This is a genomic window from Sphingomonas sediminicola, assembly GCF_049991885.1.
Taxonomy (GTDB): Bacteria; Pseudomonadota; Alphaproteobacteria; order Sphingomonadales; family Sphingomonadaceae; genus Sphingomicrobium; species Sphingomicrobium sediminicola.
Window position 1 is genome coordinate 805959 of record NZ_CP178916.1, and the last position, 23007, is coordinate 828965.

At 62.8% G+C, this 23007-nt stretch carries 20 protein-coding genes; 10 read left to right on the top strand and 10 right to left on the bottom strand.

The genetic code is table 11. The annotated features are described in order from the left end of the window. Window positions 1-7 precede the first annotated feature (7 nt). A complete protein-coding gene (locus tag ACMC5O_RS04285; RefSeq protein ID WP_281389444.1) occupies window positions 8-1282 on the bottom strand; it encodes a multidrug effflux MFS transporter in 1275 nt (424 codons plus the stop codon). Window positions 1283-1345: 63 nt separating this feature from the next. On the opposite strand from ACMC5O_RS04285, the gene ACMC5O_RS04290 reads away from it, so the two are divergent. Then, entirely contained in the window at window positions 1346-2605 is a 1260-nt protein-coding gene (locus tag ACMC5O_RS04290; protein ID WP_187709771.1) for a M24 family metallopeptidase, read from the top strand. Window positions 2606-2609: 4 nt separating this feature from the next. Here the strand turns inward: ACMC5O_RS04290 and ACMC5O_RS04295 are convergent, their stop codons facing one another. Beyond that, a complete protein-coding gene (locus ACMC5O_RS04295; protein ID WP_426693315.1) occupies window positions 2610-3926 on the bottom strand; it encodes a dicarboxylate/amino acid:cation symporter in 1317 nt (438 codons plus the stop codon). 97 nt (window positions 3927-4023) lie between these two features. Here ACMC5O_RS04295 and ACMC5O_RS04300 point away from each other — a divergent pair, with 97 nt between their 5' ends. Genes ACMC5O_RS04300 through ACMC5O_RS04320 form a run of 5 tightly spaced genes read left to right on the top strand, consistent with a single transcriptional unit; the run spans window position 4024 to window position 8338 of the window. Continuing rightward, window positions 4024-5010 carry a KpsF/GutQ family sugar-phosphate isomerase gene (locus ACMC5O_RS04300; protein WP_187709770.1) on the top strand — a complete coding sequence of 329 codons (987 nt, stop codon included), beginning with the start codon at window positions 4024-4026 and terminating at the stop codon, window positions 5008-5010. Then, entirely contained in the window at window positions 5007-5804 is a 798-nt protein-coding gene (locus ACMC5O_RS04305; protein WP_187709769.1) for a 3-deoxy-manno-octulosonate cytidylyltransferase, read from the top strand. The genes ACMC5O_RS04300 and ACMC5O_RS04305 overlap by 4 nt, the downstream gene beginning before the upstream one ends. Continuing rightward, the gene (locus ACMC5O_RS04310; RefSeq protein ID WP_426693316.1) at window positions 5801-6604 is read left to right on the top strand and encodes a TIGR01459 family HAD-type hydrolase; all 804 of its coding nucleotides are present in this window, start codon (window positions 5801-5803) and stop codon (window positions 6602-6604) included. The genes ACMC5O_RS04305 and ACMC5O_RS04310 overlap by 4 nt, the downstream gene beginning before the upstream one ends. A 10-nt stretch (window positions 6605-6614) precedes the next feature. Then, window positions 6615-7466, top strand: coding sequence for a 3-deoxy-8-phosphooctulonate synthase (kdsA, locus tag ACMC5O_RS04315; protein WP_187709766.1), 852 nt, complete (start codon window positions 6615-6617; stop codon window positions 7464-7466). After that, window positions 7463-8338 (top strand): hypothetical protein, encoded by an 876-nt coding sequence (locus tag ACMC5O_RS04320; protein ID WP_187709765.1) that lies wholly within the window; start codon window positions 7463-7465, stop codon window positions 8336-8338. Before kdsA ends, ACMC5O_RS04320 begins: the two co-directional genes overlap by 4 nt. Here the strand turns inward: ACMC5O_RS04320 and ACMC5O_RS04325 are convergent. The 8 genes from ACMC5O_RS04325 to ACMC5O_RS04360 all read right to left on the bottom strand — a co-directional run bounded on the left by ACMC5O_RS04325 (window position 8318) and on the right by ACMC5O_RS04360 (window position 18928). Then, window positions 8318-9310 carry an ELM1/GtrOC1 family putative glycosyltransferase gene (locus ACMC5O_RS04325; protein ID WP_187709764.1) on the bottom strand — a complete coding sequence of 331 codons (993 nt, stop codon included), beginning with the start codon at window positions 9308-9310 and terminating at the stop codon, window positions 8318-8320. The genes ACMC5O_RS04320 and ACMC5O_RS04325 overlap by 21 nt on opposite strands. Continuing rightward, window positions 9310-10614: a lipopolysaccharide biosynthesis protein gene (locus ACMC5O_RS04330; RefSeq protein WP_426693317.1), complete on the bottom strand. Its 1305-nt coding sequence runs from the start codon at window positions 10612-10614 to the stop codon at window positions 9310-9312. Before ACMC5O_RS04330 ends, ACMC5O_RS04325 begins: the two co-directional genes overlap by 1 nt. Before the next feature lie 54 nt (window positions 10615-10668). Continuing rightward, complete coding sequence (locus ACMC5O_RS04335; protein ID WP_426693318.1) at window positions 10669-12693, bottom strand: elongation factor G; 2025 nt, start codon at window positions 12691-12693, stop codon at window positions 10669-10671. Window positions 12694-13320: 627 nt separating this feature from the next. Continuing rightward, entirely contained in the window at window positions 13321-14673 is a 1353-nt protein-coding gene (locus ACMC5O_RS04340) for a vanadium-dependent haloperoxidase (protein ID WP_426693319.1), read from the bottom strand. Window positions 14674-15074: 401 nt separating this feature from the next. Next, entirely contained in the window at window positions 15075-15737 is a 663-nt protein-coding gene (locus ACMC5O_RS04345) for a hypothetical protein (protein WP_187709758.1), read from the bottom strand. A 6-nt stretch (window positions 15738-15743) separates the two neighbouring features. Next, window positions 15744-16646, bottom strand: a complete 903-nt coding sequence (rpoH, locus tag ACMC5O_RS04350; protein WP_187709757.1) for an RNA polymerase sigma factor RpoH — start codon at window positions 16644-16646, stop codon at window positions 15744-15746. 57 nt (window positions 16647-16703) lie between these two features. Continuing rightward, window positions 16704-17657 (bottom strand): RluA family pseudouridine synthase, encoded by a 954-nt coding sequence (locus tag ACMC5O_RS04355; protein WP_426693320.1) that lies wholly within the window; start codon window positions 17655-17657, stop codon window positions 16704-16706. Between the two features lie 44 nt (window positions 17658-17701). Next, window positions 17702-18928, bottom strand: a complete 1227-nt coding sequence (locus tag ACMC5O_RS04360) for a serine hydrolase domain-containing protein (RefSeq protein WP_426693321.1) — start codon at window positions 18926-18928, stop codon at window positions 17702-17704. Window positions 18929-19081: 153 nt separating this feature from the next. Between ACMC5O_RS04360 and ACMC5O_RS04365 the strand changes: the two genes are divergently transcribed. The 4 genes from ACMC5O_RS04365 to ACMC5O_RS04380 all read left to right on the top strand — a co-directional run bounded on the left by ACMC5O_RS04365 (window position 19082) and on the right by ACMC5O_RS04380 (window position 22997). Beyond that, window positions 19082-19723, top strand: coding sequence for a histidine phosphotransferase family protein (locus ACMC5O_RS04365; protein ID WP_426693322.1), 642 nt, complete (start codon window positions 19082-19084; stop codon window positions 19721-19723). Between the two features lie 74 nt (window positions 19724-19797). Further along, window positions 19798-22131 (top strand): chemotaxis protein CheA, encoded by a 2334-nt coding sequence (locus tag ACMC5O_RS04370; RefSeq protein ID WP_426693323.1) that lies wholly within the window; start codon window positions 19798-19800, stop codon window positions 22129-22131. Further along, entirely contained in the window at window positions 22131-22568 is a 438-nt protein-coding gene (locus ACMC5O_RS04375; protein WP_187709756.1) for a chemotaxis protein CheW, read from the top strand. The genes ACMC5O_RS04370 and ACMC5O_RS04375 overlap by 1 nt, the downstream gene beginning before the upstream one ends. 63 nt (window positions 22569-22631) lie before the next feature. Continuing rightward, window positions 22632-22997 carry a response regulator gene (locus ACMC5O_RS04380; protein WP_187709755.1) on the top strand — a complete coding sequence of 122 codons (366 nt, stop codon included), beginning with the start codon at window positions 22632-22634 and terminating at the stop codon, window positions 22995-22997. Window positions 22998-23007 lie beyond the last annotated feature (10 nt).

The following is a 23007-nucleotide window of genomic DNA, read 5'->3' on the forward strand; positions in this document are numbered from 1 at the left end:
CAACTGATTAGGCTTCCGCGGCGGCGTGCGGTTCAATCTGCTCGCCGACCGCGGACGGTCCCGCAAAGAGCCGTTTCGGCTCTGTCAGCACAATGATGATCAAGGCAGTGATTGCGCAGGCCGTCATGCCCCAGAGGAACGGACGGACTGTGCCGTCGAACGCCTGTCCGATTGCATAGCCGATGATCGCGGCACCGACCGTACCGACGACTCCCTGAACCGACGAAGCCGTTCCTGCGATTTCAGCCATCCGGTCCATCGCCAGCGTGCTGAGATTGGACGATGCAAACGAAAAGCAGACCATCGTCAGACCCTGCAGGATGATGAAGACCAGCAGGCTCTCCAGCCCGGCACTGACCGCCACAGCATGAGTGATCGCGACGACGGCGAACGCCACCGTCGCGCAATGGCCGACCCGCCTCAATCCAAAGCGCCCAACTACGCGCGCGTTCGTCCAAGAGGCGAGGGCCATCGGCGCAGCGATCGCACCGAAGGCCAGCCCAAGGATTTCGGGCCTTCCGAAGGCGTCGGCGATAATCTGTTGAATGGAGCTGATGTAGGCGACCAGGGCTCCGAAAGTGGCGGTCAGCGCCAGCGTGTATCCGCGCGACAACGGCTCCTTGACGCTCGCGACGACCGCGCTGGCAATTTCGGAAGGAGCGAGATTACGGCGATATTCGGGATGCAGGGTCTCCGGAAGCCGAAGCCAGGACCAGGTAAGCATGACGAGGCCGTAGCAGGAGAGCACGAGGAAGATGGCTCGCCACGGCGCGACAAGCAGGATCAATTGCCCGATGCTGGGCGCGAGCACCGGGACGACCATGAAGACCATGAACACGAGGCTCATGATCCGCGCCATGGCTTCGCCTTCGAACAGGTCTCTAACCATTGCGACGACCAGCACCCGGGTAACCGCAGCTGACGCGCCCATCGCCACCCGCCCGGCGATGAGGAGAGGGAAACTTCCCGCAATGGCGCAGAGGCCGGCGAAGAGAATGTAAAGCGATACGCCGGCGGCCAGGATCGGCTTTCGTCCGTACCGGTCGGCGAGAGGGCCCCACAGAAGCTGTGTCGATGCGAAGCCCAGGAAGTAGGCCACGACCACCAGCTGCTGGTCGTTCTCGCGAGCGATGTTCAACGATTTGCCGATCTCCGGGAGCGCCGGAATCATTGCGTCGATGGCAAAGGCATTCAGAGCCATCAACCCTGCGAGGAGCGCAATCGTCTCGCGCGGTCCAGGCCGTGGCCCGGAACCGGGCAAATGTCGCAAGTCTATCGGCATCTTCGCCTGCTGGCCTAAGCATGAAGCGCGTGCAACAGTCGTTGCAGCGAAAAGGGGCGAGAAATGCTTGAAACGACCTTGAGCCGTCGTGGATTGATGATGAGCGCGGGCGCGATTGTGGCGTCCGCCGCAATTCCACCGAGGATCGCAGCTGCCGCCCAGGACGAGCTCGGTCCGGTCAAATTGCCGCCGCCGATTTCAAACGAGGAACGGCTGGCGCGCTTGGCCAGGGCTCGCGACCTCATGCAGCGCAACGGCATTGGCGCAGTGCTCGTCGAGTCCGGACCGAGCCTCGATTATTACACGGGCATCCAGTGGTGGCGGAGCGAACGCCTGACGGGCGCAGTCATCCCGGCCCAGGGCGATCCGATAATCGTCACGCCCTTCTTCGAGGGGCCGACGATCAGGGAAATGCTCGTCGTTCCCGCCGAGGTCCGGACATGGCAGGAAGATGAGGAACCGCTCAAGTTCGTCGCCGATTTCCTCAAGGAGCGGGGCGTCGCAGGCGAAACGATCGGGTTCGAGGAGACCAATCGCTTCTGGATCCTGGATCGCCTGAGGGAACAGCTGCCCTCTGCAAAGATCGTCAGCGCCAATCCGGTCGTTCGAGCACAGCGGATGATCAAGTCGAGCGCGGAGCTTGCGCTGATGCAGTCGGCCGCGGACATCACCATCGCAGCATTCCGCCACATCCATCCCAGGATCCGCGAGGGCATGACGCCCACGCAGATCAACGAAATGTATGTCGCGGCGGTACAGGCCCAGGGCGCCAGCACTGACGGCGGGTTGATCCTGCTCGGCGAAGCGGCGGCCTATCCGCACGGATCGGGCAGGCCGCAGCATGTGCGCAAGGGCGAGGTCGTCCTGCTCGACTGCGGTTGCGAGGTCCACGGCTACCAATCCGACATCTCGCGGACTTTTGTCTTTGGAGGCTCGCCTTCGGCCGATCAGCGCAAGGTGTGGGAACAGATGCGGCGCGGGCAGGATATCGCAATGGCCGCGGCGAAGGTCGGAGCGCCCGCCGGGAGCGTCGATGATGCCGTTCGGAGCGCTTACGAAAGCTGGGGCTATGGACCGGGGTACAAGCTCCCTGGGACGTCACACCGCACAGGGCACGGCATCGGCATGGAGGGTCACGAGCCCGTCAATCTCGTCCACGGCGAGAAGACGGCGCTCGCGCCCGGCATGTGCTTCTCGAACGAACCGGGCATCTACCTGCCCGGCAGGTTCGGTATCCGGCTGGAGGACTGTTTCCACATGACGGAGGCAGGCCCGAAGTGGTTCACCGTCCCGCCATCGAGCATCGACCAGCCGTTCGCGTGACAATCTAGAAGTGGTCGTCGATCGGCTTCGTCCGGGCGACGTGTGAGGGCGCATGCGGCGGCTCGATGTCCGCCGGCTCTTCCGGATCGAGTTCGCCCTCCCACTTGGCGACAACTGCAGAGGCGACCGCGTTGCCCACGACGTTCGTGGCTGACCGGCCCATGTCGAGGAAGTGGTCGACCGCGAGGATAAGCAACAGCCCGGCCTCGGGGATGCTGAACATTGCCATGGTGGCCGCGATCACGACAAGGCTCGCTCGCGGAACACCGGCCATCCCCTTGGACGTGATCATCAGGACCAGGAGCATGGTGACTTCCTGCCCGAGGCTGAGATCGATTCCATATGCCTGAGCGATGAAGATCGTCGCGAAGGTCATGTACATCATCGACCCGTCGAGATTGAACGAATAGCCGAGCGGCAGGACGAAGCTGGCGATGCGCGGGGGGACGCCGAAGCGGTCGAGCGCTTCCAGGGTCCGTGGATAGGCGGCCTCGCTCGACGCCGTCGAGAAAGCGAGCACGATCGGATCACGGATGTATCGGACGAGGTGGCGCGTGCGCGGCCCGACGATCACGAATGCAGCCGCGACCAGCAGCATCCAGAGAACGAAGAGACCAAGGTAGAAGCTGCCGACGAACTTGCCGAACGTGAAGAGGATCTCCGGTCCCTGTTCGGCAATGGAGCTGGTCACCGCGGTGAAGACCGCGAAGGGCGCGAACCGCATCACGTAATCGGTGACCTGGAGCATCACCTTCACCAGGGATTCGACGCCGCGAACGATCGGTCGTCCCGCATCACCGATCGCTGTCAGGGCGACGCCGAAGAAGATCGAGAAGATGACGATCGGCAGGATTTCGTTCGTGCTCATCGCATCAAAGATCGACGCGGGGACGAGGTGGGTGATGAAGTCCTTCAGGTTGAATGCAGCGGTTTCGATACCGCTCGCCGCTGTTGTCGGCGGCAACGGCAGGTTCAGTCCGACGCCAGGCTGGAGGAGGTTGACGAGAACGAGTCCAAGCGTGAGCGAAACCAGGCTCGCGAGGATGAACCAGGTGATCGAGCGCAGGCCGACACGTCCGAGCGCGGCAATATCGCCCATGTGTGCAATGCCGGCGACCAGCGTCGAGAAGACCAGCGGCGCGATGATCATCTTGATCAGCCGCAGGAAGAGGGCGGTGACGATGCTGAGATATTCGGCGATTTGCTTCAGCCGCTCCGCGCTCTCGGGGGAGCCGTCGTCGATCGCGGCATTGATCGCCCAACCGGCGATGACGCCGAGCACCAGTGCGATCAGGATGAACCTGGTCAGTTGCTTTGCCACATTGTCTCCCCTTGAATGGTCACGACACAAGCGGGTGCCCCGCGGTTCGTCAAGCGGTCGACTTCACAGGTGGCCGCGCTCTGGCTAGGTGCGGCGAATGGCTGGAACGTCTGCGTCAAACCCTTCGGCTGTCGATCTGCTGAGCTTCGGCCGCGATGTGCTCCACGACGAGGCTCGGGCGCTGGATGCGCTTGCCGACAGTCTCGGCGAGAGCTTTGAGCGGGCGGTCGGGCTGATTGTCGAGTGCAAAGGCAAACTAATTGTCAGCGGCCTTGGCAAATCCGGGCATGTGGGCCGCAAGATCGCCGCCACTTTTGCTTCGACCGGGACGACGGCCACCTTCCTGCACCTTGCAGAGGCCATTCACGGCGACCTCGGCATGGCGGCCGGCGGCGACATCGCGATTCTCATCTCCCAAAGCGGTGAGACGGCCGAGCTAGAGCCGGTGATCGACCATTTCTCTGCAGTCGGAATTCCTGTGATCGCGATCACCGGCAACCCGCAATCCATGCTCGCAAGCTCGGCGGAGGCCGCTCTCGTTCTTCCGCATTGGCAGGAAGTAGGTCCGGAGTCGGTCGCCCCGACGACATCGACGACCATGACTTTGGCGCTGGGCGATGCGCTCGCGATGACGGTCATGCACCTGAAGGGCTTCACGCGCACCGATTTCGGGCGCTTGCACCCAGGCGGATCGCTCGGCGCTCGTTTGAAGCCGGTGAAACGGCTGATGCACTCCGGCAATCAGCTGCCGCTCACATCGGGCGACAGCAGGATGCGCGAGACGATCGTGCAGATGAGCGAGAAGCGTCTTGGCGTCGTCGGCGTTGTCGACGGCGAAGGCTACCTGATCGGCGTGATTACGGACGGCGATCTTCGTCGGCACATGGAAGAGGGCCTCGACCATGTGGCGAGCGACTTCATGACGAAGGACCCGAAGACGATTGGGCCGGACGCGCTCGTCGATGAAGCCCTGACCTTGTTCGACGAATATCGGATCACGACTCTTTTCGTCGTGGACGAGGACAATGGCCGGAAGAGACCACTCGGCGTCCTCCACATTCACGACTGTCCGTCCGCGCGATGAACGTGGTCATCCTGATCCCGGCGCGCTTCGCGTCCTCGCGCTACCCGGGCAAGCCGTTGGTCCCGCTGAAAGGGTCGAGCGGAACGGCAAAGCCCCTGATCCTTCGGACGGTAGAAGCGGCCCGTCGGGTCCGCGAAGCGTCCGGCGTGTTCGTCACGACCGACGATGAGCGGATCGTCGAGGAATGCACGCGCTACGGCGTCGGAGTCATCATGACTTCGCCGGAGTGCCGCAACGGTACAGAGCGCTGCGCAGAGGCGCTTGGCCAACTTCACGATCCGGACCTGGTCATCAATTTCCAGGGCGACGCGCTGCTCACGCCGCCCGGGTTCGTCGAAGCTCTGATCGATCGTATGCGAGACGACCAGGACGCCTTGGTAGCGACCCCGGCCATGCGACTTCGGAGCAGCGAAGTGCGGGCGCTCCAGGCGGAGGAAGCCGCGGGCCGCGTCGGCGGAACCTCGGCGGTTATCAATGACCAGGGGCACGCGCTCTATTTCTCCAAGCGCCTCATCCCGCATTTGCCCGCCGGTACCCTCGACGGCGAAATGTCGCCCGTGCGGCTTCATGTCGGGGTCTACGCCTATCGCCCAGAAGCGCTGGAGCGCTACGTGACGACCCCGGTGAGCGAGCTTGAGACGCTCGAAGGGCTGGAGCAGCTACGGTTCCTCGTTGCCGGCCTTCCGGTAGCCGTCGTGGACGTGCAGCCACCGCCCTACGCGCTTCGAGAACTGAACAATCCAGAGGATGTGGAGCCGATCGAGCAGGCGCTCATCGACGCCGGGCTGGAATGAGCTACCTCGACGCGCTTCCAGAGCGCTACCGGGTCATACTCTGCGATATCTGGGGCGTGGTTCATGACGGCGTGAACCTTTATCCCGGAGCCGCCGAACGACTCCTCCAATGGCGGAGCGAAGGCCGCACCGTAATCCTGATCACGAATGCGCCGCGAACCGCCGAAGCGGTCGAAAGCCAGCTCGCGCGCATTGGCCTGCCCCGCGACGCATGGGATGCCCTATCCACAAGCGGCGAGGCAGGAATTGCTGCCCTGACGTCGATCGGCCGCCCGGTCGGGTTCATCGGCACACACGCGGATCGCGTCATCCTCGAAGGCAGGGACGTTCAATTCGCTGACGACGGCGAGTTCGACCAGCTGGCGTGTACCGGTCTCGACGACGATCGTAGGGAGGTGGGCGACTATAAGTCTACGCTTGAGGATCTCAGCCGCCGCGACGTTCTCATGCATTGTCTGAACCCCGACCGGGTGGTCGTCCGGGGCGGCGTCCCGGAGCCATGTGCCGGAGCGCTCGCGGACGTGTTCCTGAGTCTAGGCGGGCGCGTCGAGTGGTACGGGAAGCCGTTTCCCTCGATCTACAGGCATGCTCTTGGGCTAGCGGGCGATCCACCTCCCGACACGGTCCTCGCCATAGGTGACGCGCTTCAGACGGACGTGCTTGGCGCAGCGAAGATGGGCTTTGAGGTGGTGTTCGTGGCCGGTGGAATTCACGCCGGCGAACCTTTCCCGCACGATTTCGGACCGCAAAACGGCCTCGGCGACTGGCAACCGGTGGCGGTTGTCGACGGCCTGCACTAGATAGGCCGCCATGCAATTGTTCGGACGAGACATCGGGCTGAATCGGCCCTTCTTCCTGATAGCGGGCCCGTGCGTGATCGAGAGCGAGGAACTGCAGCTTCGCACTGCGGAGAAGCTCAAGGCGATCACCGACAAGCTCGGCATCCTGTTCATCTTCAAGTCCAGCTTCGATAAGGCGAACCGATCGTCCGACAAGAGTTTCCGCGGCCCAGGGATGGACGAGGGTCTCCGGATCCTGAGCAAGGTTCGTGAGGCGCTGGACGTGCCGATCCTGACGGACGTTCACGACATTCCGCAGATCGAGCCTGTCGCGCAGGCCGTGGACGTGCTCCAGACGCCTGCGTTCCTGGCCAGGCAGACCGACTTCATTCACGCCGTCGCTGCCTCGGGCAAGCCGGTGAACATCAAGAAGGCGCAGTTCATGGCGCCGCACGACATGGTCAACGTCGTCGACAAGGCCCGGAACGCCGCCCAGGCGGCCGGCGTCAACGAGGAGACGATCATGGTCTGTGAGCGGGGCGCGTCGTTCGGCTATAACAACCTCGTGTCCGACATGCGCAGTCTCGCGATCATGCGGGAGACCAACTGCCCGGTCGTGTTTGACGCGACACATTCGGTGCAGCTTCCTGGTGGGCAGGGGACAAGCTCCGGCGGCCAGCGCGAATTCGTGCCGGTGCTTGCGCGTGCAGCCGTGGCGACCGGCGTTTCGGGCCTTTTCATGGAGACCCATCCCGACCCGTCGAATGCCAAGTCCGACGGACCCAATGCATGGCCGCTCGACCGGATGGAAAGCCTGCTGACCACTCTGGTGGAGCTCGATCGAACGGTGAAAGAGCGAGGCTTCGAAGAGGCAAGCCTGTGAAACCAACGGTCTTCATTCAGGCCAACGACCGGCAGCTGCTCGGCGCGAAGATTTCGGCCCACAGCTACAAGCGCGCAAGTGCCAGGCCGGACAGTTTCGATGTGAAGATCATGCGGGTGCAGGACTTTCCGCGCATCATGCAGCAGGGCCAGTCGATCCTTCGTGCCGGCACCGTGCGCCCCTGGGAGCCGGACGACCTGCAGAGCTTCACGCCGCTGCGTTTCGCACCGCCAAGCCTGATGAACTTCGAAGGAAGGGCAGTCGTCACCGATCCGGACTGCTTCGGCGTAGGAGACGTCGCGGACCTGCTGGAGCAGGATATGGAGGGCAAGGCCATCATGGCGGTGGCCCGTCCCGGCCATAACAATCAGCCCGACTATATCGCCACATCGGTCATGCTGCTCGACACCTCGAAGCTGAAGCACTGGCAGTTCGAGAGGGATCTCGACGACCTGTTCAATCACCGGTTCGATTATGTCGACTGGATCGAGCTGAAGCGCGAAGACCGTTCGACCATTGGGTTTCTCGACCCGCACTGGAACGATTTCGATCGCCTTTCGCCGGAGACTGGGATTCTCCATACGACCAAGCGCCGGACGCAGCCCTGGAAAACCGGCCTTCCGGTCGATTACACGCTCCGCGAGCGCGGGCCGTTCGATTTTCTCCGGCGCTGGACCAACCGGCACTATCAGGAGCACCCGGACCCGAAGCAGGAGGCCCTGGTCTATTCGCTACTCGCCGATCTCGTGGATACGGGGGAGGTCACACGCGAGGAATTGAAGGCGGAAATGGCGGCGAATCATGTCCGGCATGACTCGCTTCGGCTGGTCGACCGCTATCGCGGGTGGCAGCTACTCGACGCGGTCGCCTAGCAAGCGTTTCACCGCCGCGACGGCGGTTTCAACAGGGTCTTCGACGGCTCCGGCGTTTGGCTCATCGATTGTGCCCACGAGCCCTTTCGATTGCAGCTCGGTCCAGAAACGGCGGACGTCGCGTTTCGAGCCGGAAAGGCCGTTCGTGCCGAGCTCTCGCTGTCCCTCTTCGTCGAGATCAACCGGAATGAGGCCAACCGGCTTACCCGTCAGCACCGCCTCGGAGATCATCGAAACGCTCTCGGCCGTGACATAATGCTGGTCAGCATCGGCGAGCAGTACGGGGTAGCGAATTCTGCCGTCGGCGACGATCTCGCATTCGGCGCCTGAGCGAGCGATTGCTTCAATTGCGGAAGGTGGCGTTCGTGGGCTTGTTGCGACGATCAGCGATCCGCCAGCTGATCGTGCCTTGTCTGCGAGCCGTTTCACTGCATTCGCGAGCACTTCATCTTGCAGCGCCCAGTACCGTGTCTTTCCGCCGACAGACACGAGAAAGTGAGGTCGTGGCAGCTCGCCGAGCCAATTCTCTTCTTCGTTCGTCGGTTTCGGAGCCTTGCGATAACGTGCCATCGAGACGGGCAAGGTCAATACATTGCCTTGGTCCCTCACAGGATACTGGGGCGTAGTGATCACGAGATCGAACAGTTTCGCCTCGGCCCTCGGATTGCCGAGACGGACGATCTTCGTCCGGCCGCCGCTGGCACCTCTGATCCAACGAGCGGCTGCGACGCTGCGCCGGCCGATCCCGATGACCAGATCTGGCCAGGGCGGCTGCAGATTTCGCCTGGCGTCGCTGGTAAGCAAATGCGGACGTGCCGGAAACAACTTTAGGAAGATCGGCCAGAACTTCCGATAGGTCGGCGTCCGGGTCTCGAACGGGAGCCGAAGTCCCTCCGCGAGTGCAAGCAGTTGGTTGTTGTCGCCGCGCCTATGTCCCAGCAGGACCCAGATTCTCGGACGCCGCGCGCTCATCAAGCCTTCGATCGGACGCGCCGATATTCAGCCCTGACCTGCAGCGCGAGGACAATCCCCATCGACGCATAGGCGAGGACGAAAGCGACGGCTGCGCCCATTATTCCGAAGTTCCAGCAGAGCGGCGCGATCAGGCCGAAATAGACGATCGTTCCGATTAGCCGCGCCTTCAGCGGCGCGTCGGGCCGATCGAGCGCATAAAGCATCGAGGGCAGCGGGAAGCTGAAGATGCCGATGACCGGCGCGATGATAAGCACCATGAGGACCGGGTAGGCTCCCAGGAACTCGTCGCCGAAAATGAGGCTAACCAACGACTTGCCGCCAACTAGCAGCAGCAGAACTGCGGCCGATGCGACCATTCCAGAAAAGGCCGCGCTTCGTAGCATGAGCTTCCAGGGATGCTTGGTGGAAAGGTCCATCCGGACGACTTCCGGATAGAAGGCCTTCGAAAGGAAGTCGGCGGGTTTCTGCGCGCTGTCGGCGAGGCTGGACGCGACGCGGAACAGTGCGGCCGCGCTCGGCCCCAGCAAGCCGCCGACGACGAGCCGGGCGATGGGCCCCCAGGCCGTAATCAGGCTCGACGTCAGGTTCACATGGATCGCGAAGCGCCATGCGCCAGGCAGGGTCGTCGGCCGAAGCGTCGGGCGAATGCCTTTCAGCAGCCCGCGCCTGCGAAGCTCACGCCACGCCAGGAACCAGAAGTAGATGTCGCCGCCAAGGTCTGTGATGAACCAGATCCCGACATAGATTTCGAACGGCGCTCCGGCCGCGAAGGCGATGCCGGCGAGGACTGCCCGGGCGATCGGATAGGTCGTTCCTTGCCAGCTGATGAGGTCGAAGCGGTCCAGGGCGCGGAGAACTCCCACCGGCGTTGCCGCTCCCATGGTCGGAAGCAGCGTGCAGTAGAGCATTGCCAGCCAGAGATATTTGTCGGGAATTCCGAACCAGCCGCCGAGGAATGGGAGCACCATGACCGCAACGATCATGCCCCCGATGCCGCTGACCACGTCCAGAGCGAAGGCAAAGCCGGTCGACGACTTGAAATCCTCGTGCTCGCCAAGGGCCAGCGCCTGTCCGCCGTAGCGGACGATCAGCTGCCACGACTGGAACTTGCTGAGCCCGCTAGCGGCCTTTGCGTAGCTGGTGATGAGGACCAGCATTCCGAACAGCATCACGCCGAGCCCGCGGCCCGCGAAAGCGAGCGTCGCGATCCCGGCGATTGCGGCCACGACTTTCGAGACGGCCAGGTAGCTGCTGTTCTTGAGCAGCGACCTGAAATGCGCGTCCTTGAACCAGTGCTTCATTCGCCGGCTCGCCTAGACGAGCCGGCTGGCTATGTCGCGCGGCAATTTAGGCTGTCAGGCGGGTTCGGGAACGCGCTGCTGGATGACCTTGTCTGCCAAGGGGCCGTTGAGTTCCGCCAGATGGTCGAACTGCGCCTCGTAGGTTGCAAGGCCCTGGCTCTGCGAGCGCAGTTCCGCCTCCAGGCCGCCAAGCTCCGCTTCCGGCAGAAGGGCCTCGACGCGATCCCAGCCGGTCCAACCATCGCGTGGCGCCATTCCAAGCATCTGCCCGCGCCGACCTGCCACAGCCGATGTGATGCGGCTCGTCGCGCTCGACGGACAAACGACCGTGACTCGATGCATGGGCTCCAGAAGGTGGGGTTGAGCCGCAGTAAGCGCTTCCTGCATGGCCAGACGGCCGGCCAACCGGAACGCAAGCTCGGAGCTGTCGACGCTGTGATAGCTTCCGTCGACGAGGGTCACGGCAACGTCGACGACCTGGAAGCCGAGCGGTCCTTTTGCCATTGCTTCGCGGACGCCTTCCTCGACGGCTGGAATCCACTGCTTCGGCACCGAGCCGCCGTGGATCTTCTCTTCGAACTGGAAGCCGTCGCCGCGGCCTACGGGACGGATTTCGATGATCACGTCGCCGAACTGGCCGTGGCCGCCGGATTGCTTCTTGTGGCGTCCATGCTGGCGAACCGGCTTCCGGACAAATTCGCGATATCCGATTGCCGGAGCATGGCTCTTCACTTCCACGCCGTAGCGGCGCTTGAGCCGAGAGATGACGGTGTTGAGATGCTCGTCGTTGATCCCGCGAAGTCGGATCTCATGATTTGCATCGTCATGCTCGACGATGAGGCCGGCATCCTCCTCGGTGAGCCGCTGCAAGGCTCCGGACAGCTTCACGTCGTCCTTGCGGTCGGCGGGCTCGATCGCGAGCGCGCAATTGCGTGCCGGGAACTCGATCTCGACTGGCGGCGGCAACTTGCCGGTTCCCAGCCACTGTCCTCCCTTGACGGAGTCGACCTTGGCCACGGCAACGACGTCGCCGGCGCGGGCCTCGCCGATCTTCTGGGTCTTCTCGCCCTGAACCTTGAACAGCGATCCGGCGCGGGCGTGATCGCCGTCCTGGGTCTTGAGGTCCGAGCCTTCCGAAATCTTTCCGCCCAGCACACGGGCAAGGGCGAGGCGGCCGATCGATCCGTGCAGGATCTTGAACGCGTACATTGACGGATCGGAAACCGAGAGGCGTGCCGCCGCGACTTGCGGGCCTGGAGCTTCATGCCGGAGTGCTTTCAGCAGGCGGCGAACGCCCCATGAGCCTGTCGCGGACCCAAACAGGACCGAGACGCCGATATTATCTCCGGTCTCGCGGGCGAGGTCCTGAAGGACTTTCTCGCGGGTCGGGGTCTCGTCCATCAGCAGTTGCTCGAGAAGTTCGTCGTCATGGTCCGCGAGCTGTTCGAGCATATGGGTCCGCGCTTCGATCTCACGGTCCTGGAGATCGGATGGAATCTCGATCCGCTCGGACTCCTGGCCTGCGCGATATTTGAACGCATATTCCAGCGCGAGGTCGACGAAGCCACTGACCTTCTCGCCGTCCCAGATCGGAATCTGGCGGGCGAGCAGCGGGGACACGCTCATCGGCTGCAGTGCGGTCAGCAAGTCGCGGATCCGGCCGTGCGCCTGGTCGATCCGGTTGACGTAAATCAGGTGGGGAATGCCGAGCTCGTCGAGCATCCGCAGGGCAGGGGCTGCCAGCGGCGCGCGCGAGGGGTCCGGGTCGACCACGACAATCGCCAAATCGGCGGCCGCAACCGCGCGGGCGCCATCCGCCGAAAAGCCGATCGAGCCAGGGACATCGATCAGTGCGAATTCGTCGTCGAGATATTTGAAATTGTAGAGATTGAGCTCCGTGGAGCCGCCGCGTTGCCGCGATTCAGGACTGTTGTCGCCGATGCTGCTGCCATTTGCCGTCGAACCCAGCCGATCCGTTGCTCCGGCCGCGAACAACATGGCTTCGGCAAGGCTGGTCTTTCCCGCGCCGGCCGGTCCGACCAGCGCGATTGCTCGAGTGCCGTTGGCAATACCAGGCATGCGACTCTCCCTTCGTCCGTTTGGCGGGCGTGCGAGTCGCTAGAAGGCGCTCACGCGCTCTTCGAAACGATTAGCGTCGGACTCTTTGCTGCCGTTGGCAAGAGCGTGCGACGATTCGCTTCCGCAACGATGCGACGGGCTGACGTTTTTCCAAGAGCGGCGAAGAAGAGGCAGTCGGCCTACACCAGGCGTTTGACACGGACGCTGCGGTTACCTTCGAAATGCTACCAACCCGCCGGCTGATCCGGTCTAACGATCAATTGGACTCCCGGAGGTCCTCCGTTGGAGGCCAAAACAGGCATGAAGGGCGTTGTAGAAGCTTCCACGATTGTCATGCCCTCCCTGACAGTTGAACGGCGTACATAAACGGGCTCGCCGCCCGGGGAACCATGATCAACCGAGATCTTGCCGATCGGCACTACGAGAGAAATGCCCTTACTGCTGTCGAGCCCTTGATGCGTCTGCCGGGTTTTTGCCGACCCCGCGGATTTGCCCTGATCCGCAGCTCGCGAATCCTGGGCAAAGGTCGCGGGGGCATCACCAACCACGATCGCGATTCCAATCGCCATGCACAGAGCGGTTCGCATTACGCTGACACCTCCCACAGGCCGGGCTTCACCGCCGGCGTTACTCGCGTCCTTCCTGCTTGCACTGGCCGGCGTTGCGGCAGTTGAAGAAGTTCGCATCCACATAGCCCGCTACCGATTGCCCGAGCAGGGCGCCATGTACGTCGGCCGTGCGGAAGTGAAGCCCGCCGAAGACTCGCGCATCGATGATGTCGGGGATGACATCGGTGAAGCGGCTGTAATGCCGCGTCGATCCCGTCCCCGGTCCGACGCCCGGGCTCACGAGATCGAACTCCGCTGCGTCGCTGCCGAAGAACGCCTTGGCGCTGTTCAGGAACCCGCTGAAGACGCAGTTGGCGCCCGATGGCTCGTCTGCGTATGGCGGCAACGGCAGGAGCGAGGTCCAGCCGGTATCGGGCTCGGTCGCATCGTTGCCGTCGGTGTCGGCGAGCTGGATCGCGCTCGTCGGCCGCCAGAAGCCCCAGCGACCCTTTTCTGCAAAGCAATTGATCAGGCTGTCCGCCGCTGTCATGGCGGTCATGGCGTGGAATCGCGCTTGTTGAGTGATTGTCAGTCCCTTATCGGCCGCCACCTGGCGCATGGCTGTGTACAACATGGGAACCGGGTGACCGCCCGTAAATTGCGCCAGCGATGTCTCAGCCGCCGTCCGCGTAGATCCGGTGGCCCGGCCTTTCGCCTTCACCTCATTGAACTCGGCCGTGTACTGGGCGCTTGTCAGAGGGAGCGGCGGCCCTGACGTTTGGAAGTAATCCGAGCTCGGCAGGGTGAACGGTCGCACGTTGCGTACCCATGCGTTCGGGTCGTTTACCGGGTTCGGGCGCCATTGCCCGGGACCCGGCGAGGCGGGGAAGGGAAAGCCGGGCGCGCCGAAGCGGCCGTCACCGGCCCGGTTGGCCAACATCGCCGCGGCAGCCGCGGCTCCGACTTTGATCCCGTTGGCCTTGGCGTCGCCTGCGGGGATCTCGGCCAGCGAGCTGGCGTATTCTGCATCGAGACGGGCTTTGATTGCCGTCTTGACCGCGGCGGTCAGCGTTGCCGTCAACGGCGCCTGATTGACGAGGCCGATCAGGACATCATGCGCTGCTGTCGAAGCTGCTGCGCCCTTGGATGCGCTGGTAGGTGCCTTCAGTCCGTCCAGGTAGGGGTCGTGGCCGCCCTTGATGGCGTTGACGGCGTCGTAGACGGCGCCCTGGACCATCGCGATATGAATGAACGCGACCGGAGGCGTAAACTGGACGCCTGGCGTGGCGGCAGCTGGGCCGTTGACGAGAGTGATTGCGGCTCTTTCATTCCATACGCGCACCGCATCGTTCTCAGAAGCGTAAGCGGGGCCGGGATCCAGGGTGACGGAAGCGAGCAGGGCGATGGCGAAGAGCCCCGCCCCCCGCTTCACACGCGCTCTTCGCAGACGAGAGTCCGATTTGTTCGCCGTTTTCGGAGAGCTGAAGGAGTTAAGTGCGCTATCGAATTTCGAGATCATCATGAGACGTCCTCCTCGACACCCGCTTTGCTGCTCTGCCGCTCGTCATCATCGTGGTCGCGGCCGGTTTGTAACTGGCCGTCGGAGCGCGCGGCCGGAATAATCTTGCCGGGCGCTTCGCCGAGGGCTGTCTAGATACGCCTGTTAGTTCCTGCGCGAACCTTATCAAAAGTTAGAAATCTTCATTCCCTCACTGGATTAGGCACTGCTGAGAGCTAGCCTCGTCTTGACCACGAAAGCGGAATGAAAAGGCTCTGAAGTACACGTCTAGGGGGTGCAGACAGTCGAGTGCGCCCCTCGGGCGACGAACGAGTTCAGCCGTCCAGCATATGGTCGGCAAGGCTGTAGGAGTGGCTCGCCTGATATGCGTTACGCCCGCGGTTCATGTGGGTAAGGTTGAAATTCCGGATCCCGCGCAACGCTCGATCATCGGTGAGAAATGCGCGGATTGAGGTAGAGCTCCGCACCTTGATCACGAATAGATCGACCGCGCTCGGGAAAGTGCAGGCGATGTCGTTTGGCTCGACGACGGATCGTTCCAGAAGCCCTTCGTCCAGATCGTCCGCCGTGGCGGTTCGGTCCGTTGTGAAATCCGAAAGATGGACGATGAATCGCGCCCGGACGTCCTCGCCATCTGCGTAGAGCGTGAACAACTCCATCCAGCTCGCATTTATGCGAACGAGTGGTTTGTCGGACGTCGATGGAAGGCAGGAGACGGACCAGTAGAAGCGTTCGGTCGTGCGCGGGATGGGTATGCAGCGTTCGGCATAGAGCCGGAGTAGGCCGAGAACATCCTCCGCCTGCGGGCGACGGAGAAACTTCTCGAACCGGGCAACATATTTGAAACGCTGCTCTAGCGACTCCGCGCGCTCGTCCGCATCGGACAACTCGGCATTGCCTTCCAGCCAGGCACGCTGCTGCTCCGCGTCCAGAAACTGACGCAGGCCCTTGCCGCCAGATCGGCGGGCTGTTGTCACCGCGGCTTAGGCGGCCGGAAGCAGCCGTTTTTCACCCGCCAGCCGGATCAGCGCCGACTGCAGTTTCTCGAACGCTCGGACTTCGATCTGCCGGATACGCTCGCGACTGACGTTGTAGACCTGGCTGAGCTCCTCGAGCGTCTTCGGCTCGTCGGTCAGGCGCCGTTCGGTGAGGATATGCTTCTCACGATCGTTCAGCGTCTCGAGCGCATCCATGAGCAGGTCATGGCGGACGCGGCTTTCCTCGTCCTCCGCGATCAGTTCGTCCTGGAGCGGGCCGGTGTCGACAAGGAAGTCCTGCCACTGGCCTTCGCCCTCGGTGTCGCGCAGCGGGGCATTGAGGCTGGTGTCGCCACCCATTCCCATGCGGCGGTTCATCGAGATCACTTCGTCCTCGGTGACGCCGAGGTCCTTGGCGATCTTGGCGACGTCGGCAGGTTTGAGGTCGCCCTCCTCGAACGCCTCGATCTGGTTCTTCATCCGGCGAAGGTTGAAGAAGAGCTTCTTTTGCGCCGCGGTGGTGCCCATCTTCACGAGGCTCCACGAGCGCAGGATGAATTCCTGGATCGACGCGCGGATCCACCACATCGCGTAGGTGGCGAGGCGGAAGCCCCGATCGGGCTCGAACTTCTTCACGCCTTGCATCAGGCCGATATTGCCTTCGGAGATCAGCTCGCTGACCGGCAGGCCGTAGCCCCGGTAACCCATGGCGATCTTCGCCACGAGGCGGAGGTGCGAATTGACGAGCTTCGCGGCCGCGTCCGTATCCCCATGCTCACGCCAGCGCTTGGCGAGCATATACTCTTCCTCTGGAGCGAGGATCGGGAATTTCTTGATCTCGGACAGATAGCGATTGAGCCCTGCCTCCCCGCCACTGGCGGGGATCGAGACGACATTTCTTTGTGCCATGCGCTTATTACGTCTCCCTGGGCCGGACGCTTATTACTCGTCCTAGCTCGTTAGAACCTATACCAAAAGGGCGGTGAACAGTTCCTGCATGTCCGCTGGCATGCCACTGGCGAACGACAGGCGGTGCTTGGTGACCGGATGCGTGAAGCCAAGCTCCGCTGCGTGCAACGCCTGGCGATGAAAGTTCAATCTTTTCAACAGCTCGCGGCTGCTCTTTCCAGAATGGCCGTAAACCGGATCGCCCAGCAATGGATGGCCGAGCGACGCCATGTGGACTCGAACCTGATGCGTTCGGCCCGTCTCGAGCCTGCATTCGACAAGAGCCGCGTCCTGCAGGATTTGCAAGCGACGCCAGTGGGTTACGGCGCGTTTCCCGCGACTTCCTTCGACTATCGAAATCTTCTTGCGGTTGGTCGAAGAACGGGCGAGCGGAGCGTCCACAATTCCCTCTGCCGTCTTCGGAAGCCCCGCGACGATCGCGAGATAGCGCCGATCGATACTGTGAGCAGCGAACTGCTTGGCGAGACCTTCGTGCGCTACGTCCGTCTTGGCGACCACCAACAGGCCTGACGTATCCTTGTCGATGCGGTGGACGATGCCGGGTCGGGCAACTCCTCCGATACCGGACAGGGTTCCACCGCAATGGTGAAGCAGCGCATTGACCAGCGTCCCATCGGGATTGCCGGCAGCAGGGTGGACGACGAGGCCAGCCGGCTTGTCGACGACCAGTAGATGTTCGTCCTCGAAGACCAACCTCAGCGGAATGTCCTGCGGCTCGTTATGAGCCGGTCGGGCTTCGGGAACAGTCAGTGTGAACGCTTCGATTCCACGGACCTTGAGAGCCGGGTCGCGAACAGCGGCCGAAGCCTCCGACTGCAATGCACCGCTGCGGATCAGCGCTTTCAGCCTTTCGCGCGATAGGGTTGGAACGGCATCGGCCAGCGCGCGGTCCAGCCGCCATCCTGCATGGCTCGACTTTAGCTCGACGCTGATGACCTGGTGGCCCCCCACGTGTTGGATATGGGAATCTGGCGAAGGTCTTTCAATGATTGGCGCTAGTCGCCCTTTGGCCCGAGGTAATTGTCGCCATAGACCGCCCGCCGGATGTCGTGGTGGAGCGTCCCGTCGAACGGCTCCGACTGGACGAAATAGACGACCGTTAGCTTGTTCGCCGGATCGACCCAGAAGAGCGTCGACCAGGCGCCGTCCCAGAAGAATTCTCCGACGGCGCCGCGGTTTTCCTTCTTGCTCTTCGGCTGTCCCGTTCGAACTGCGAAATCCAGCCCGAAACCCCCATTGAGCTTGTCCGGAAGCCAAGAGCGCTCCACGATCCGCGGGTCGAGTTGGTCGGTGGACATCAACTTGGCGGTCGCGGGCTTGAGGATTCTCACGCCATCAAGCGCGCCTCCGTTCAGCAGCATTCGGGCGAACCGCATGTAATCGTCGAGCGACGACACCAGCCCGGCACCGCCACGAGTGAGCTTCCTGTTGGAGAAATTCCATAGGCGTATGTCGGCTTCGTTCTTGCGCTGAAGCTTTCCGTCAGAGCCTCTGGCGTAGGGTATGGCCAGGCGCGAATAGCGCTCCTGCGGCTGCGTCCATGCGGTGTCTCTCATTCGCAGCGGCACGAAGATGTGCTGCCGGACGTAATCCTCGAACTTCTGGCCGGACAGCTTCTCGACGAGCGTGGCCTGGACATCGACGGCGAGGCTGTATCGCCATTGGGTGCCGGGTTCGTACGCCAAAGGCACCGTGGCCATGCGCCGGCTGAATTCGGGCAGATCGTTGCCGGGATTGAGCGGGTCCGCGGCGGCGAGCGCCTTCTGCGGATAGGAATCTCCCGGACCATCCCCCAGTCCTGCCGTGTGACGGAAGATATCGCGGACCAGGATTGGGCGGTGGGGCGGGCGCAGGACCGGGTTCCCGGCGCTGTCCGCACCTTCGTAAACCTTCGTCTGCGCGAATTCGGGCAAATAATCGGAGAGCGGGTCGTCCAGCCGGAATTTTCCCTGCTCCCACAGCTGCATCAGCGCGACGCCGGTGACCGGCTTGGTCATCGACCAGATCTGTGCGAGCGTGTCGCGGCGCATTGGCCGCTTCGCCTCGCGGTCGGCATAGCCGGCGGTACCGAAATAGATTTCCTTGCCGTCCCGCCAAACGAGGGCAGAGGCACCGGCGGCGCGGCCGCCTGTCACCATCTCCGCGAGTGCTCGGTCGATGCGCGCCTTGTCGATATTCATCGTCGCGGACGCGGTCCGCGTGGCCGGAGCGGCTGTCGCCATTGTGGGCGAGAGCGCTGCAGCAAGCACAGCAAGCAAAATGGTCTTCAGCTGTCCCTCCAACTCCGAACGCAGAAAGTCCGCGTAAAGGGCTTAGGCCGCGGGTGAAAGTGGAAGAACTTGCGCGATGTTAAACCTTGGCTCATTCACGCGGCCATGAACGCCGTTGATCTCGCAAGCCTGCTCTGCTCCAGGCTCTGTCACGACCTGATGTCTCCGGTTGGAGCGCTCAACAACGGCATCGAGTTGATGGCCGACGAGCAGGACCCGGAGATGCGCGACCGTTGTGTCGAATTGCTGGCCGACAGTGCGAAGGCGACTGCAAATAAGCTCAAGTTCTTCCGGCTGGCCTTTGGGGCGGGTGGCGGCTTCGCGGACGCGATCGACGCCAATGAGGCGAAGGTCGCGCTGCAAGGCATCTTCGGGGCGGAGCGCAGGATCGAGTTTGGCTGGATGGTCACGCCGGAGAAGCTGTCGAAAGGCGCGATGAAGTTGCTACTTAACCTGGCTTTGATCGCAGGAGATGCGCTCGTCCGTGGCGGCCGCCTCGACGTTGGCGCGGAAACGACTCAAGAAGGACTGGAAATCGCGATCCGGGGTGAGGGGCCGCGCGTCATGCTCGATGCCGGGCTTCGCGAGATGCTGACGAAGGGCGTACCTGCCGAAGGTCAAATCGAGCCGCGCGCTGCAGGGGCATGGCTGGCCCAGGCTCTCGCCAAGGAAGCTGGCGGTGCGATCCGTCTTTCGGAGCCTTCGCCCGAAGTCCTGATCATCGGAGCGATCGTTCCCCGGAACTGAACGTCCATCAGGGATAACGGCGCATTAACAACTGCGCGCCATAAGCGGCCCGAGAGGGGCGGGACCGCGTACCGATGGACGATCTGATTTCCGAATTCATTGCCGAATGCCGCGAGATGCTCGAGGCGCTGGGCGGAGAGATCGTCGCCTGGGAGGCATCGCCGGACGACCGCGCACGTCTCGATTCCATCTTCCGTTTCGTCCACACCGTCAAAGGCAATTGCGGCTTCTTCGACTTCCCGCGGCTTGAGGCGCTCAGCCACGCTGCAGAGGATGCGCTTGCAGAAGTGCGCGCAGGCCGCCGTCAGCCGGACGGGCCACTGGTGAGCGCCGTTCTCGCCGTCATCGACCGCATCGCCGAGATGGTAGCGGCGCTGGACGCTGGCGAGGATATTTCGACTGGTGACGACAGCATCCTGATTCAGGCGCTTGAACAGGGGGCCGAGACACCTCTCGCACCCGTTGCTGCCACCGTGGCGGAAGCGCAGAGCAAGGCCGTCGCCCCGCGCACGATCCGGCTCTCCGTCGAACTGCTCGACCGCCTGATGAGCGGCGTTTCGGACATGGTGCTGGCCCGTAACGAGCTTGCGCGCCGTTTGCGTGAGGCTCCGGGCGACGTCGCCGTCGACGGCGCGTTCGAGCGTCTTTCCTCGATCATCGCAGACATGCGGGATGCAATCACCCGGACTCGGATGCAGCGGATCGAGAACCTGTTCGTCGCCCTTCCACGGATGGTCCGTGACCTGTCGGCCGAACTAGGCAAGCAGGTGCTAGTCGACATCGAAGGCGGAGACGTCGAACTCGATCGCGAAATGATCGAAATGATCCGCGATCCCCTGACCCACATCATCCGCAACGCAGTCGACCACGGGATCGAGCTTCCTGCCGAGCGTCTCAAGGCCGGCAAGCGCGAGATTGGCATCCTGTCCGTCTCAGCGCGTCAATCGGGCAACCAGATCCTGATCGACATCCAGGACGATGGACGAGGCATCAACGGCAAGAAGCTCGTCGAGAAGGCGATTGCAGCCGGTGTGATCGAGAAGTCGGAGGCGTCCGATCTCGAACCGCGCGAGCAGCTTGCACTCATCTTCGAAGCTGGCCTGTCGACCGCCAAGGAAGTGACGGCAATTTCCGGGCGCGGCGTCGGCATGGACGTCGTCCGGTCTAACATCGAGCGCATCGGCGGAATCGTTGAGGTCGACAGCACATTTGGTGCCGGAACGCGAATGACCCTGCGTGTCCCGCTCACCTTGACCATCATTCCGGCGCTTACCGTTTCCGTCGCCGGACAAAGCTTCGCGATCCCACGTTCGGCGATCGACGAGATCGTGCGCGCAAATGGGGAATCCGTCACGCTCGAAAAACTCGGCGGGGCAGGGGTTGCAACCATCCGCGGTCGTCGGGTTCCCGAAATCGCACTGTCTGACGTTCTTGGACTGAAAAGCGACATTCCGGAGCATGAACGCAGCCTTGTCGTCCTCCGTCCGGCAGGTACCGATGTCTACGCCCTCGCGGTCGACCGAATCCATGATCACGAGGAGCTCGTCGTGAAGCCGGCCGCGCCGGCGGTCATGGCGACCGGTCTTTATGCGGGAACGACGCTCGCCGACGACGGCAGCCCGATCCTGCTCTTCGATCCGGCCGGAATTGCACAGGTTGGCGGGGTGAAGCTCGAATCACACGACCGCGCCGCCCGCATCGTAGACGCTCCGATAGCGGCCGTCGAAGTCGATACACCTGTTCTGCTATTCCACGGACTGGACGGCGGCCGGCGCGCCATGCGCCTGGCGATCGTCGACCGCATCGAGGAGGTCCCGGCCACGGCAATCCGGCCGGGCGCCGGGCAGCTTCGTGTGCAACTCGGCGAAGCCATCCTTCCGCTTGCGGGCGTCAATGGAGAATTGCCGTCCGAAAAGGTCAGGCTGTTCCGTCTCAATGATGGCACTTGCGAGATTGGCTATGCCTTCCGGGAGGTCATCGATCTCTCCGCCATTGCACACGACATCATTCCGGCCGAGCATCCGGGCGAAGTCTCCGCGGTGACCCTGGTTGCCGGCGAACCGGCTGAGCTGGTCGATCCGCACTGGCTGTTCTCCACCTTCCTGACTGCGGCCGAGCGCCTGTCTGAGCAACCTGTCTGCAGGCTTCCGGCTGATGACCCATGGATGCAGAACATGCTACGTCCGATCGTCGAGGCCGCCGGTTACCGCGTCGTGTCCGAAGCCGACGAGTATGAAGTCGATCTCGCCATCCTGTCGGAAGCTTCGAGCGGCGATCTCACGGCGGCGCGCATCATCCGTCTCCGCTCGGAGCCTGATCCGACCTCAGCAAAGGACGAAACCATCTATCGCTATGACCGGGCCGCTCTGCTGACGGCGCTCAAGTCCGCAGGCGCAGGGAGGCGCTGATGGCCGAGCTTCTTCTGATCGTCACCATCGGCGGCGAGCGTGTGGCGCTTCCCGCTGCAGCCGTCGAGTCCGTTGTCGAGCTGGACACCTTGATTCCGGTTCCGCGTGCCGCGCCTCATGTCGCGGGCCTTTCGGCTTTGCGCAGCCGCGTGCTTACCGTCATCGACTGCATGCGCTCGCTCGAGCTTGGCGCGACCGATTGCTCAGACGGAATCCGCGAAGCAGCAGTCGTCGAACTGGACGGTCACCATTACGCATTGATCGTCGACCTGGTCGAAGACGTCGTCGAGGTTCTGTCGGAGCCTGTAATCGTGCGAGCGGCCATGGGCGAGGGCTGGGAGCGCGTATCCAAAGGCATGGTCGAGACCGAGCAGGGACCGATCCTGCTGATCGATATTGCCGCTCTCGTTAGCGGCGTCGAAGTCAAGGCCGCTTAAGCTCTTCGTTACCCTTAGCGTTTAAGTGCCTAATCGAAACCGGGAGTGGGAAGCGTTCCAGTTATGAAGACCTGTCTGATCGTCGACGACTCCAAGGTCATCCGAAAGGTCGCTCGGCACATCCTCGAGACGCTCGAGTTCGAAGTCGACGAGGCCGGTGACGGGCGTGAGGCCCTGTCGCGCTGCGAAGCAAAGATGCCGGACGTCGTCCTGCTAGACTGGAATATGCCGGTCATGAGCGGAATGGAGTTCCTCCGCATGCTCAGGCAGCGGGGCCATAGCGACCAGCCCAAGGTCGTCTTCTGCACCACCGAGAACGACATGGCGCATATCCGCGCCGCGCTGGAAGCAGGTGCCGACGAATATGTGATGAAGCCGTTCGACCGAGAAACGCTGCACATCAAGCTTCAGCTCGTCGGCGTAGCTTAAGGTTCGGGCC